At 65.8% G+C, this 12,557-nt stretch carries 10 protein-coding genes and 2 pseudogenes; 4 read left to right on the top strand and 8 right to left on the bottom strand.

The features are described 5' to 3' along the window. Positions 1-457: 457 nt before the first annotated feature. Positions 458-787 (bottom strand): annotated as a pseudogene (locus ACZ592_RS24320) (hypothetical protein); the annotation flags it as partial. A gap of 1,331 nt (positions 788-2,118) precedes the next feature. On the opposite strand from ACZ592_RS24320, the gene ACZ592_RS24315 reads away from it, so the two are divergent. Together ACZ592_RS24315 and ACZ592_RS24310 are read left to right on the top strand one after the other, a co-directional pair. After that, the gene (locus ACZ592_RS24315) at positions 2,119-3,903 is read left to right on the top strand and encodes a non-ribosomal peptide synthetase (RefSeq protein ID WP_471583721.1); all 1,785 of its coding nucleotides are present in this window, start codon (positions 2,119-2,121) and stop codon (positions 3,901-3,903) included. Continuing rightward, positions 3,894-5,084, top strand: coding sequence for a cytochrome P450 (locus ACZ592_RS24310; RefSeq protein WP_471583720.1), 1,191 nt, complete (start codon positions 3,894-3,896; stop codon positions 5,082-5,084). The genes ACZ592_RS24315 and ACZ592_RS24310 overlap by 10 nt, the downstream gene beginning before the upstream one ends. A 531-nt stretch (positions 5,085-5,615) precedes the next feature. Here the strand turns inward: ACZ592_RS24310 and nadC are convergent. Beyond that, positions 5,616-6,626, bottom strand: coding sequence for a carboxylating nicotinate-nucleotide diphosphorylase (gene nadC, locus ACZ592_RS24305; RefSeq protein ID WP_471583719.1), 1,011 nt, complete (start codon positions 6,624-6,626; stop codon positions 5,616-5,618). A 32-nt stretch (positions 6,627-6,658) separates the two neighbouring features. Beyond that, a complete protein-coding gene (locus ACZ592_RS24300; RefSeq protein ID WP_471583718.1) occupies positions 6,659-7,129 on the bottom strand; it encodes a TIGR00730 family Rossman fold protein in 471 nt (156 codons plus the stop codon). A gap of 102 nt (positions 7,130-7,231) precedes the next feature. Here ACZ592_RS24300 and ACZ592_RS24295 point away from each other — a divergent pair, with 102 nt between their 5' ends. Both ACZ592_RS24295 and ACZ592_RS24290 read left to right on the top strand, forming a co-directional pair. Next, a complete protein-coding gene (locus ACZ592_RS24295) occupies positions 7,232-7,744 on the top strand; it encodes an Imm21 family immunity protein (protein WP_471583717.1) in 513 nt (170 codons plus the stop codon). Between the two features lie 225 nt (positions 7,745-7,969). Beyond that, positions 7,970-8,484: pseudogene (locus ACZ592_RS24290) on the top strand (ISKra4 family transposase); the annotation flags it as partial. 435 nt (positions 8,485-8,919) lie between these two features. Here the strand turns inward: ACZ592_RS24290 and ACZ592_RS24285 are convergent. The 5 genes from ACZ592_RS24285 to ACZ592_RS24265 are packed head-to-tail and all read right to left on the bottom strand — an operon-like array spanning position 8,920 to position 12,087. Then, on the bottom strand, positions 8,920-9,450 hold the full coding sequence (locus tag ACZ592_RS24285; RefSeq protein WP_471583716.1) for an EF-hand domain-containing protein: 531 nt from the start codon (positions 9,448-9,450) through the stop codon (positions 8,920-8,922). Then, a complete protein-coding gene (locus ACZ592_RS24280) occupies positions 9,447-9,848 on the bottom strand; it encodes a hypothetical protein (protein WP_471583715.1) in 402 nt (133 codons plus the stop codon). Before ACZ592_RS24280 ends, ACZ592_RS24285 begins: the two co-directional genes overlap by 4 nt. A 25-nt stretch (positions 9,849-9,873) precedes the next feature. Continuing rightward, positions 9,874-10,632, bottom strand: a complete 759-nt coding sequence (locus ACZ592_RS24275; RefSeq protein ID WP_471583714.1) for an SDR family NAD(P)-dependent oxidoreductase — start codon at positions 10,630-10,632, stop codon at positions 9,874-9,876. Continuing rightward, complete coding sequence (locus tag ACZ592_RS24270; protein WP_471583713.1) at positions 10,625-11,839, bottom strand: AMP-binding protein; 1,215 nt, start codon at positions 11,837-11,839, stop codon at positions 10,625-10,627. Before ACZ592_RS24270 ends, ACZ592_RS24275 begins: the two co-directional genes overlap by 8 nt. After that, positions 11,836-12,087 (bottom strand): phosphopantetheine-binding protein, encoded by a 252-nt coding sequence (locus ACZ592_RS24265; protein WP_471583712.1) that lies wholly within the window; start codon positions 12,085-12,087, stop codon positions 11,836-11,838. The genes ACZ592_RS24270 and ACZ592_RS24265 overlap by 4 nt, the downstream gene beginning before the upstream one ends. Between the last annotated feature and the right edge of the window lie 470 nt (positions 12,088-12,557).

Raw genomic sequence — 12,557 nt, 5'->3', positions numbered from 1 at the left:
GGTCTGTGTCCCGACCGACCTCTACCCAGAGCTCCCGGACCGGATGGATAGCAGAAGTCAACCCTTTTGGCGGAGAGGGTTCGAAACCCGGAGTGGTACACCATCGCCTGGGGGCGCATCTTTTGGCTACGGGCGCACTCCGTAGTTAAGACGGTGTCCTATGTGGTGAGTCGGACGAGTCGTTGTTGCAGCACAAGGCGGCGGCGATTCCAAGAAGGGCCAGGTAGTTGGCCGGTTGGCGTTCGTATCGGGGTGTGGGGGCGTGTCTCGTTTGGTGACCGGCGACCATGAGCTTCAGAGCGAGGCTGTCGTGGACGTTCGCCGCGGAGAGCCCAACGACCACCACTGGTCACAGAGCCGGACCCGTCTGACCGGAGAGTTCAGAACTCGGGTTCCGCGAAGGTCTCGACCCTGTGCCAGGACGGGGCGGCACGAGGCCCGCTCCACCGATCAGGGCTCAAGGCCACTGGTTCTGTGCAGGGATTGATTCGTGCCGCCCCTTCACCGCCCATTGGGGGCCGCGCCAGTTGGGGGTGGCTTCGCCGGTGAGGCGACGGGCCATGAGGTCGATCATGGCGCGGCGGATCATGGCTTCGGAGCGGTGGGGGTGTCGCTCGTAGTCGCGGGCGAGTCTGTGGTGCTGCATGAGCCAGCCGATGCTGCGTTCGATGATCCAGCGGCACGGAATGATCGTGAACCCGAGGATGCCCGGCGGGCGTTGGACGGGGTGGAGGCCGACGCCCAGGCGGGCGCCGTGCTCGATGGCGGTGGTGGGGCAGCCGGCGTCCACGTCGGCAGCTCGGTGCGGCAGCGAGCCGGCAGCTGGGCGCCCACCTCCTCGATGCGGCGTTCCTTCTGCGCGATGCGGAGCGCGAGCCGGGCGGCGAGGGCCTTCTGGTCGGCGACGGAGCAGATCCGGAATCCGGTGGCCTTGAGGATCTCCTTGCGATGGGCCTTGGCGGTACGGCCGGTGAAGTCGTAGAAGCGATGTCGCCGACCGGGACCTTCGCCTGTCGGTCAGGTGGTCGACCTCGTTGGGCAGCTCGAACCGGCCGGGGGGCCTTGAACAGCAGGAACTTGAGCATCGCGGTGAAGTCAGGCGCGTCGCCCCGGGCTTCTTCCGTAACAGGGCCAGCTCGCCCGGGTCCAAGGCGAAGTGTTCGACGACCCCCGTCCGGTCCCAGATCCCGACCCACGCGAGCGCCCCCGGGGCTCATTCGCCTACATCGTGCCGGGCCATTGCCGTGCATTCCCTCGGTCAGCCCAACGTGTCGGCCCGGCTTCGGAAACGGCTGGCTTGGCGAGGCAGGGACTCACGGGCCGGGAATGCCGGGCGCCCGGCGGGGGCGTCGCTCTCCCCGCCGGGCGCGGGTACAGGACCTCCATGTTCCCGCGCAGCACCTCATCGGCCCACGTGTCGGGCTCGTGACATCTTCTCTGCGCCTTCTCCCGCAGGGGGCGATGTCCAGGCGCCACAGGGCGGCGATCTGGTTCTACGCCAGGGCCTTGGGGAGGTCCGGCGGCGCCGGCCGCCGATCGATGCCGAACGTCGGATCGCATGCGATCCAGCCCTGGCGCTGCCACCAGGCCCTCCTGCTGGCACCGGTTCAGAACTTCGGCGAGGCCGGGGGCTTCGACTGTGAGGACATCGAAGCCTTCGTGAAGGTACCGGTGGCCGGTGGCCGGTGGCCGGTGGCCGGTGGCCTGGGAGTCTCCCGCGCCCCTGGCCAGGCAGCGGACACATATGGGTCACGGAACCAGCGCTTTACGAGCGCCGCTTGCTGGAAGGGCCGCATGCGTGTCCCGCGACGGGTGCCGATCCGGTGCCCGGTGCCCGGAGAGCAGACGGGCGAGGTACTCGACCACGGGTCGCGGGGCATCACACTTTCTGAGCAAACCTCAGTACCTGGCTCCAGGCGCTGCCCATGTCAATTAGGGACATTCGTGTGATCCTGGCGTTATGCGCGCTGCGCCGACCCTGCTCAGGGGTGCGGCTCACTGCGGCCCTGTATAGGCGCGGGGGGTTCCGCGGCGGCGCGGCGGGGTGATGACCGCGCCCGGAGGCCCGGTAATGCCGCGTCCCGGCAACCAGCGCCACTTACCCGGAGGAGTGCAGTTATGTCGGCCTACGGAATCGAGCGCCTCGAAAGCGCGGCATCTCATTGGGCAGCGCACAACCCCGATGGCATCGCCATGTTGGCGGCGGACGGATCCACGAGGTTCGCGGAACTCCCAGGACAGACAGCGCAGATTGCGGGGCAGCTATGCAATGCAGGGGTGCGTCCCGGTGCACGAATTGCCTGGCTGCTAGGGCGATCGCGCTTCGGCCTAGCAGGCCTACTGGCTATCTGGCGGCTCGGGGCCACCGCAGTTCTCGTGGATGAGAGGCACCCCTCAGATCGCATCAATTTCATTCTTAGGGATAGTGGCTCAGGTTTCGTGCTGGGCGAGGACATACCCGCTGGTTCCACACCGTCGGATGTGGTGATCACGAGTATCCTTGATCGCAACACTGAGCTCGTCGACGCGAGTAAGTATCCCCCTCGGGACAGCGATGCCTGTGCCTACATGGTGTACACATCGGGAACGTCCGGCTGGCCTAAGGGGGTTGAAATCACTTATGGAAATCTCGCCGCATTCCTCGATGGTATGGCGGCCATGGGACTCCCGACCGGCGGAACTGGTATCAATCTCGTTTCGCCCGGATTCGACGGATGGCTATCCTGTACCTTCCAATACTTGCTGCATGGGCAGGGTACGGTGATTGTGGATCTTAAGCCGCGCGGGGGTGAGGCCCCCACTGACGGGTTGGCTACCCGAATTGAAGCGGCCAACCCAACTGTCGTTTGTGCTACGCCCACGGTCATCTCGGCTTTGGAGTGGATACCTCATGCCGAGCTGTACGTTATCGCAGGGGAGCCCTTTCCGGCGGCTCTTCTTCCCCGTCTCAAAGGTATTCCTCGCATCATAAATCTCTACGGCCCGACCGAGAGTACGATCGCTTGCAGCTACGCGGACACCCAGAACGGAGACGATCCGCTGACTATCGGGCGGGAGATTCGGGGATACGAAATTAACATCCTCGACTTCGACGGGAAGGAGGTAAGCCCCGGCGAGTTGGGAGAAATGCATATAGCTGGGGCGGGTGTCGCCCGGCGCTACCGAAACCTGGGCGACCTCACCGCGCAACGGTTCGTTCCCAACACCATCGTGGGTCACGGCCGTATGTTCAGGACTGGTGACATGGCGAGACGCCGTGCTGACGGTCAAATTGAGTTCTACGGCCGGACAGACAGCCAAGTCAAGATCCGAGGATACCGAGTCGAACTCGGCGAACTGGAAGAGACGGCTGCTGAGCACGAGGACACTGTCGCAGCCGCCGCCTTCATGATGCCTTCTGGCGACGCGCTGGGTCTCGCTGTCATCACCTCGGACACCGGTGCCGGCGACGACTACAAGGTCGCCCGTCTTCGGCAGCACTGTGAACGGCTCCCGGAATATATGCGCCCGGCCTCTGTGCGCGTCGTCGAAGGGTTTCCGGTCAGTTCAGCCGGAAAGCTAGACCGCGAGACCCTCGCACGCGCCGCCTTCCAGGGGGCCGAAGGGGCCCCACCCCGCACGGATTTGGAGAAGTCGATCTGTCGGGTGTGGGGAGAGCTACTCACCTTTCCCGCCAGCGATGTACACGCAACCTTCAGCGAGCTCGGCGGTCACTCGCTGCTAGCTGCCCGGGCGGTTTTGGAACTTCGTGAGTCGACCGGCGTCAACGTCACCCTGAAACACCTCACCCCAGACATCACACCCGCCGCCCTCGCAGTAATCATGGAGGGTCTGGGCGACGAGAGCGAAGAGGCATCAGTAGCGAAACGGGACGGCGAGTCCGGAGATGCATCATGCCGATAGATCTCACCGACCCGACGGCGTTCAAGGAGAACGCCTTCTGGTCTCAGTTCGAGTGGTTGCGGGCAAACTCACCCGTATACTGGCATGCCGGAAGAGACGGCCGCGACGGCTTCTGGTGCCTTACGCGGCACAAGGATGTCATCGCGACTGCGAAAGACTACCGAACCTATAGTTCACGCTTCGGAATGCGGCTGGGAAGTAACACCGAGGCTGTGAACGATGTCGCTCAACGCATGCTCATCGTGTCCGACCCGCCCGACCAAACCCAACTCAAGAGGGCACTGTCGCAGTGCTTCGGCTCTCTGCCTGCCCTCGAAGCGCTATCGGGCCGCATTGCAAGCGAATCTGTCACCCAATCACTTCATCTTGGCGATGTCGATTTCGTCGATATCGCCAGAGCGATCCCCAATCGTGTTGTCTGCTCGATTATGGGAATTCCGAGGGCTGACTGGGACTGGCTCGGTGGCATCACTACCGAGGCATTCGAAGGGCTGGATGAGAACGCGCGAAGCGCGGCTCATGGTGAGATATTTCTCTATTTTCTGAATCTCGTGAAAGAGCGCAGAAAAGGCGACGGGTGTGACTTCGTCAGCCGTGCAGCCAACAGCACGATGAAGGATCCAAAAACTGGGGAACAGCGCCCCCTGACGGATGATGAAATCGTGTTCAACTGTAACGGCGTACTAGCTGGCGGAAACGAAACCACTCGATATGCTGCAGCTGGCGGAATCCTGCAACTTGCTCGAGACCCTGAACAGTTTCGTCTCCTGCGCGCGGAGGGTGAGGCAGTTATCGATTCCGCAGTGGAGGAATTTCTCCGTTGGACGGTTCCTGGAATGCATACCATGCGCACGGTTCTGAAACAGACCTCCATCGGCGGCGTCTCACTTTCTCCCGGAGAACGTGTCGTCCTCTGGAACGGTTCAGCCAACCGCGACGACGAGGTCTTTCACGACCCGGATCGCTTCGACGTGACGCGGCACCCTAATCCACACGTGAGCTTCGGAGGCGGAACTCACATGTGTCTCGGTTCCCGGTTGGCGCGCCTCGAACTCAAGGCGCTGCTGCGTGAAGTGGGCCGCCGGGTGAAGTCGATCCAGCAGGTCGGTGACGAGGCTTATAACGCCTCAAACTTTACGTGGGGATTGGTCAAAGCCCCGCTCCGCTTCACCGCCCTCTGAGCTGCGTGAGCGGTGAGTTCGCCTGGGGGCAGGACAGTCGTCAGGGTCACCCGCCTCGACATGGCCCTCCGATGCCGGCCCCAGATCCCCGACGCACGCCGGACCGGTGCGGCCTGCGGTCCTTCGACGTCTCGGAGAGCAAAACGTCGCGCTGACGTACCGGCCCAACGGATCGTCCAGCTTCAGGTTGTTGCCGGACGCCGGGCTGAAGCGGCGTCACCACTCCACGCCAGTACGCGGCCCGGGCCACGATCAGGGAACGCTCCGGCATCCTTGCCTTGATCTCCTGCGCCCGCCATTTCGCGGAGGGCCGCAGTCCCTCTCGGCGCTCTCGCCCGCCTCGGCGAGACCGGGCTTCACCAGGCAGGACCCCAGCTTCACCTGAACGCTTCCCACTTGGTCTCCTCGGCGACGAGCGCCAGGCTGATGTCCTATCCCGGGCCACCCAACCACCCGTCCTGTGCGGTGCCGCCAGCCGCCCCTCCGGCGGCGGTCGCGGAGGATTTTCCAGCTCTTTGGGCGAAGGTGTGCTCAACACAACCCACACCGGATCAGTCCGCAACACCGCGCCCATACACGGGAATGCCCAGTTCGCAGCCTCCTGCAACAGGCCTTAGTGTGCAACGAACTTGGGCGCGGACCCGTGCGGTGGGGAGGTTGCGTGGGCTTAGTGGAAGGTGTGGGCCGACAGCGAGGTCGGTGGGAAGGATGGCTCCTTTCGTTCCTGGGCCGTGGGCTCGTACAGAGCTCACAGCCCAGCAACGCCTCACAGGCACCCCGGTTGTCAGGTGCTTGCGTGCCGTAAGTCCATTCCCATGTCCAGAACAGGTGCTGAGTGGGTGAGGGCCCCACAGCCAGGTAGTCGACCCCGGTCTCGGCCATGGGCCGGGCCGTATCGAGGGTGAGGCCTCCGGAGGCTTTCAACCGGGCCTGGCCGGACACCATCCGCACCGCGTGACCGACGTCAGCGACGGACATGTTGTCCAAGAGGATGAGGTCGGCTCCGGCGTCGATCAGCCGCATCATCTGGTCTAGGTGGTCCGCCTCTGCATCCACCGGTTTGTCGGGCCATCGGGAACGCACCGCCCGGAACGCTTCCACGACGCCACCAGCCGCCACCACATGGTTGTCTTTGATCATGACCATGCCCGAGAGGCTCATCCGATGATTGGCGCCCCCGCCGCAGCGCACCGCGTACTTCTCCAGCATCCTCAGGCCCGGGGTGGTCTTGCGGGTGTCGCGTACCACCGCTCGGGTTCCCGCGATCGCATCGGCCCAGCGCCGGGTGAGGGTCGCGATCCCGCTCAGGTGGCCGAGGAAGTGGAGTGCGGTCCGCTCCGCTGTGAGCAGGCCGCGTACCTGCCCGTGGGCGGTCAGGACGACGGTGCCGTCGCTCACACATGTCCCGTCGACGACGTGTCGCTCCAGCCGCAGGTCCGTTCCGCATACGCGGTGCAACACCAGCTCGGCCATGCGGATCCCGGCCAGTGTTCCGTCGCCGTGGGCCACGAGTTGGGCTGTGCCGTGCTGCGTGCGGCTCATGACGGCGGCCGAGGTGATATCAGGCCCGCCGTTCAGGCACGCAGCGGCCCGTAGTGGCCGTCCGGGTCGAGGACGACGACGGGGTGCCGGTGCTCGTCCACGACCCTGCTGCTCCACACGCCGAGGAACTCCTCGCAGGTGCCCAAGCCGCCGGGCAACACCAGGAAGGCATCAGCCAACTGCGCCATCTGTTGCCTGCGTTCGCTCAGGTCGTCGGTGATGATCAGCTGGCCCGCCTCCTGGTCGGCGTCGGCCAACAGGGAACGGCACACCACGCCGGTGGTCGGTGCACCGGCGTGACGCGGTGCTCGGCCGAGGACGCCCATCAGGGCGGAGCATTGCCCGCCCCACAGCAGTCCCCAGCCGTTCGTGGCGATCGCGGGGCCGATGGTGTCCGTGATGCGCGCGTACCGCCGTAGCACGGCAGGTGCGGAGGAGCAGAAGACGCAGAGCTGGAAGGTTCCGGGGTCGGGGTACTGGCTCACGCGGCGGGTACCGGGCATGTGAGGGCCTCCATCTCCGATGGGTGCGGCTCCTCTGAAGGGAGCCGTTCATCGAACAGGGCGAACTACACTCCACCTGTACGTGGTCTGTAGCTTTCCTGCATGGCGAGATATCCAGATCCAGGTGCGGTTGAGTGGGTGGAGTCCGGTGGCGGGCCGTTGATCGTGGTGCCCGAGGTGGCGTTGGCTTCGTGGTCCGGCGTGGACGGCGACTGGCCGGAGGACGATTACGACAGAGCGTGTGCCGTCGACGCCTACGCCGACTTGATCGCGGTCGGACAGTCGTGGGCCCTGGTCCTTGGCGATGATCCCGCCTCGACGTCGTTCCTCCCCGAGCACAGGGTGTTCGTGCGGTGGGGTGCTGCGGAATCCGAGGAGGAACTTCTCGGGAGTATGGATGCCGCGCTCGCTGCTGCTGCCTGGGAACCTGAACAGTTCTGGGATGTTCCGGGACCTGTGGTCCTGTTCGACTCGGCTTGGCCCGGCGATGAGCTGGAGCCGGAGAACCATCTGCGTGTGGAACTGGAGCCGGGACAGTACTCGGTACGTGCCGCGTACGTCGAGCCGAATCCGCGGACCTTGCTCACGCTGGTCCAGTTGAGACGCCTCCATTAGCTTGTGCCGCACGGTTCGCTGATCCGGATGTAGCCGGGGCTGCGTGTCTCTACCGTGAGGGTGGAGGGGGCCGGATGGGGTCGCTGTTCGAGGAGTTGGCGGCTCGGGAGGCGGCCGCCCGGGTGCGGGTGGAAGAGCTTGAGGCAGAACTCGCTCTCGTATCGGCACAGTTGGGGCAGGCCGGGAGGGGCTGGAGCGGTTGCGGGTCACGCGGGAGACGGTGGCCGAGGCGTCCGCCTGCGCGTCCTGCTCGACTTCGTGCATGTCGCGGAGTATTGCTGGACGGCCGCGCACGCCTTCCATCAACCGGGCAGTCGCGAGGCCGAGACCTGGGCCGCGGACAAACTCACCGCGATCCCCGCCGGACAAGCCGATCGAGCCGCTGCCGAGATGACCGCCCAGGCCGTAGCCGCACAGCTTCCCGCAGCCCGCCGGGAGGCCGTCACCACCTGCCACCGCTACCTCACCAGCCACCTCGACCAACTCCACTACGACACCGCCCTCACGGCGGGCTGGCCGATCGCCACCGGCGCCGTCGAAGGAGCCTGCCGCCACCTGATCGCCGACCGCCTCGACATCACCGGCGCCCGCTGGGACTCGACGGAGCCGAAGCCGTCCTCCAACTCCGCGAACTGATCATGAACAGCGACGTCGACGACTACTGGAGCTACCACATGGCCCGGGAACATCGATGCCTCTACCCCGGCCCTGACCAGCAGAAGTACAAGCTCACAGCCTGATCCCGAACGTCACTTCAGAAGAGCCGCACCCAATGCCGATGCTGACGATGTGCGACTCGTCAGCAGCCCCGAGTCGTTGGGCGAGGCACGGGTTACACGGCTGCCTCTCCGACCGCAGAGGCCTCGAACACCAGCTGATGGTGGGCTCCGGCGCCTTCGGCCCGCTTGCGGATCCCGCCCCCCGCAGCATGCCCTCGGCCCTCAAGTCCGGCCCGCCAGGTCGCTGCCAAATCCGTGACCAGGCAGGCGAGATGACGCCGAGAGATCCCTGTGAACAGTCGATGTGCGCGTACCGCCTGATTGACCATGATCCCCACAACCAGATCATGCCACCGGCCACGCACTACGCCGTACCCGCTATCACGCATCAAATCGACAGGGCCGTGGTAATCGGAAGTAGCGGGACGTTCCGACATGGCGTCCCCTCCCGGCCCTTCAGCTTCCGGCAAGCAGAGCACCGGGCACGGCAGGATCAGGGCTGCAGTACAGCTCTCTGTTGAGGCGGATGAACTCGGCACGGGACAGGACACCGTCGCAGTTGCGGTCGGCGCCGTCGTACACGACGCGAGCTGTGTCCGGTGGCACGACGAGCGTCTCGGTGAAGGCCGTGAACTCCTCCAGGGTGAGGTGGCCATCGCCGTTGGTGTCGCAGGCATCGAAGATGGCATCACACAATGGCCTCATAGCCCAGTCGAAGGCGCCCGGACGGTGCATCGAGCCGATCACAGAGGAGACGAAGGCTTCCCTGGCGACCCGGTCGAGGCCGCCGGTGCTGTCCCGCACCGCGTCCCACAACCGCAGATAGTGCTCGGTCAGCCGGAGGGAGAGCGGTCCATAGGGACTGATGCCCGCCGCCGTAGCGATGTGCAGGGCCCGGCGCAGGTAATCGGTGCGCTGCAGCACACCGTTCTCTTCCACGTCCATACAGCGGAAGATGAGGGCGATGCGCTCTTCGTACGGGATCATTTCTGGGCTCCTTGAGCATGCACGCCCCACGTGACGACCAGACCGTGCCAATGGTGGAGGGTGAGCAGCGAGGCGATCGGCGGGCGCAGACCGCTGCGGCGCAACCACCGCAGCAGGGGAATGTCGAGCAGCTTGCAGCCGGTCTCGACGCGGGTCCAGGCAGGCCAGAACGCCGCCGCCCGCGTGACGCCGAAGGCCGTGGCCAAGGCGTCCGGCACGGGCCGGTCGGCGAGTTCGGCGTCGACGGCAACGCGTAAGCCCGAGGTCAGCGGTCCGGCCTGCCACTCGACGGTACGGCCATCAGGGAGGTGGCTTCGGGTGCCGGCGCGGCTGAGGGACCGGCCCGGGCCCAGCACGCGCGTGCAGTGCTGTGCCTCGCGCAGTACCGGAGAGGGCAAGGGAGTCGTGAGGGGCGTCACCTCGTCAGATCCCCGCGCCGCCGTCGACAGTGAGCACCTGTCCGTTCACGTTGGTGTCGTCGAGCAGGAGACCGCGAACAACGGGCAGCAGATGCCCCGCCTCGGTCATGCGCCGTGTAGGAGTGCGCCGGACGATCGCATCCAGCTCCCCGTGGCCGAGGGCGGACGACATCTCGGAGGCGAAGAATCCTGGGGCCACGCAGTTGACCAGCGCCCGGCCGTGCAACTCGCGGGCCAGGGAGCGTGCCATGGCCTCCAGGGCGCCCTTCGTGGCGGAGTACACGCTCAGTCCCGCATAGCCGCGCCGGGCGCAGACCGACGTGATGAACACAATCCGGCCGGGTACTCCGGTGGGCAAGAGCTGCCGAAGGAACAGCCGCGTGAGCAGGACCGGGACCATGAGGTTGGTGCGGACGATCTCCTCGGCGCTCTCCGCCGACGTGTGGACGAGCAACGAGTCCTGCCCCATGGCGGCATTGTGGACCAGGCCGTCGAGGGGGCCGATGCGCTCGTCGGCAGCCTGCACGAGGGCAGCGAGCGCGGCATCGTCCCGGGCGTCGAGTGCCGCGCAGTAAAAGGAGTCCGGATGGTCATCCGCGAGCGCGCGCAGGCCGGGTGTAAGGGTCCGGGCACAGGTGGCAACACGGATACCTTCGGCAAGCAGACCGGAGACCAAGGTGAGGCCGAGCCCGCGTGAGCCTCCGGTGACGAGCACCGAGCGGGCGGCGGGACGTACTTCCGTATCGGACACGGCATCAGTCACGGCTCTTGAGGGTTTCTGTGAGGGGGACGGTGTCCAGGTTGTTCAGGACGCGGGGCACGGCATGCTCGGGAAGCCGGTCGGCGCACCAGGCCCGCAACTCCGACTCGCTGACGTCATCGGTGGTGACGATGTCGGCGGTGACCAGCTGGCCGACCAGGGGCGCAGTGCGGCCCTGTACCCGGGCCCAGCCGATCGCCGGGTGGGCAACGAGCACCTCGCGTACCGCGTCGGCGCAGACTTTGAGGCCGCCCACGTTGATCTCGTCGCGTCCGAGACGCCCGGTCAGTAGGACCCGTCCCTCTCGTACCTCGGCGCGGTCACCCGTGGTGATCCAGCCGGTAAGCTCGGTGGCGGTGTGGGGGGTGCGTACGTGCAATTCGCCGTTGTCGATACGCAATTGGGGGCGCCCCTTGACGGGTGTGCGGGTGAGCCAGGATGCGGGGAACCCGGCCTTGCCGTCATGGACGACAACGCAGATACCAGCTTCGGTCGATGCGTATATCCAACTGATCCGTGCGGCGGGGAACTCGGCCGCCAGCCGGTCGAGGAGCGTCTGGTCGACGGGTTCCCCTCCGAGGGTGATCTGCTGCAGCGCGAGTGCGCCCAGGCTCTTGCCTCCGGCAGTCAGTGCCAGCCGCCAGAAGGTGGGTGTCGCGGACAGTGCGTTCACGCGCTCCGCCGCGGCGAGCGGCAGCCAGTCGGCCGGCTCTGGGGTGGGTGCGACGACCAGGTCCTGGCCCGGGTGCGCGAGGGACAGGGTGACCAGCTGCCACCAGGCGTAGGTGCCGGGCGAGAATGGCAACAGCCACCGATGCGGGGGCGGCGGTGCTGCGACGGTGGTCAGCGAGGCGTAGGTGTGGGTGAGCAGTTTAGGTCGCCCGGTACTGCCACTGGTGGTGAGCCATATCCGCCCGGGGGACAGCGGCTGCCCGCGCTCGTACGGACGTAGGGGAGCGCTCCCGATGCCTTGTACGGTGAATCCTTCCCGGCGCAGGTCGTCGAGAAGCCGGTCGTCCGCGCGTTCTCGCGCCATGATGAGGAGTTCTCCGGCCCCTCGTCTCTTCTGTGCGAACGCCGCCGCCAGCATTTCCCGAGTGGAGGCGCTGACCAGAGCCACGCGGCCCGTGACCTGTACATCGGGCAGGTCACGCCACGTTCCCCGGAATCCCGGAGCTACGATGCTGTTTCCGAATGCTTGCGCAGTCACGCGGTCTGGATCCTGGCCAGGTATTCCAGGGCGTCCTGCAGTGTGACAATGTCACGGAGTCCCGGGGCGTCGAAGTTGAGCTCCCTGCCGATCTCCGTCTCCACGCGGATCGCCACTTCGGAGAAGTCCAGGGACCGGAACCCGACTTCGCGCAGTGATGCGTCGTCCCGGTCGGGTAGCGTTTTCCCTTGCCTGGCTAGGACGTCTTGCATCATTTCTCGCAGACGTGCCTCGGGCAACGATTCCATGGCTGGACCCCCTCGACTTTACGTGCAGCCCCTGACAAGGGCGACTGCGATCGATACTTCAAGTTTTACCTTGGAGGCCCGAGTTCACACATCGCGGCCCCAACCGAAGACATTCGCGCCAGTCGCCTGCGAACCTCCGCCGCAAGAAATTCCCTGCTGCTCTTACTCGTGTCAGATAATCAGATATAAGAATGAATGCATCGCGTGCCGGGCTGTTTGACGGTACGAAGGCCTCACCCGGTCCGCTTCTCGTACGCGATGACTTCGGTCGTCATGCCGCGTCGCCGCGTACGGCACCCCAGCCCGCAGCCCGCAGCCCGCAGCCCGCGCACAGAGGTAACAGCCCAGCCGGAGATCGGGCTCCAGGAGGGCGATCGGCCATAGGGGTCAACCTCGCCAACTGAAACGGTGAGGTTAACGGGCCCTTCCAGTCGGCCACATGGCTCAAGGGGAGAGGGCCTGTGATGGAC

This window comes from Streptomyces sp. NPDC040622 (genome assembly GCF_055593965.1).
The sequence above is the reverse complement of the archived record's forward strand: the minus strand, read 5'-3'. Positions and strand labels throughout refer to the sequence as shown.

Bases quoted from the DNA above. Each gene is read 5' to 3' on its own strand.
- ACZ592_RS24295 (WP_471583717.1), top strand. From the start codon at position 7,232: ATGGCGAGATATCCAGATCCAGGTGCGGTTGAGTGGGTGGAGTCCGGT.
- ACZ592_RS24285 (WP_471583716.1), bottom strand. From the start codon at position 9,450: ATGATCCCGTACGAAGAGCGCATCGCCCTCATCTTCCGCTGTATGGAC.
- ACZ592_RS24265 (WP_471583712.1), bottom strand. From the start codon at position 12,087: ATGGAATCGTTGCCCGAGGCACGTCTGCGAGAAATGATGCAAGACGTC.
- ACZ592_RS24310 (WP_471583720.1), top strand. From the start codon at position 3,894: ATGCCGATAGATCTCACCGACCCGACGGCGTTCAAGGAGAACGCCTTC.
- nadC (WP_471583719.1), bottom strand. From the start codon at position 6,626: ATGAGCCGCACGCAGCACGGCACAGCCCAACTCGTGGCCCACGGCGAC.
- ACZ592_RS24315 (WP_471583721.1), top strand. From the start codon at position 2,119: ATGTCGGCCTACGGAATCGAGCGCCTCGAAAGCGCGGCATCTCATTGG.
- ACZ592_RS24300 (WP_471583718.1), bottom strand. From the start codon at position 7,129: ATGCCCGGTACCCGCCGCGTGAGCCAGTACCCCGACCCCGGAACCTTC.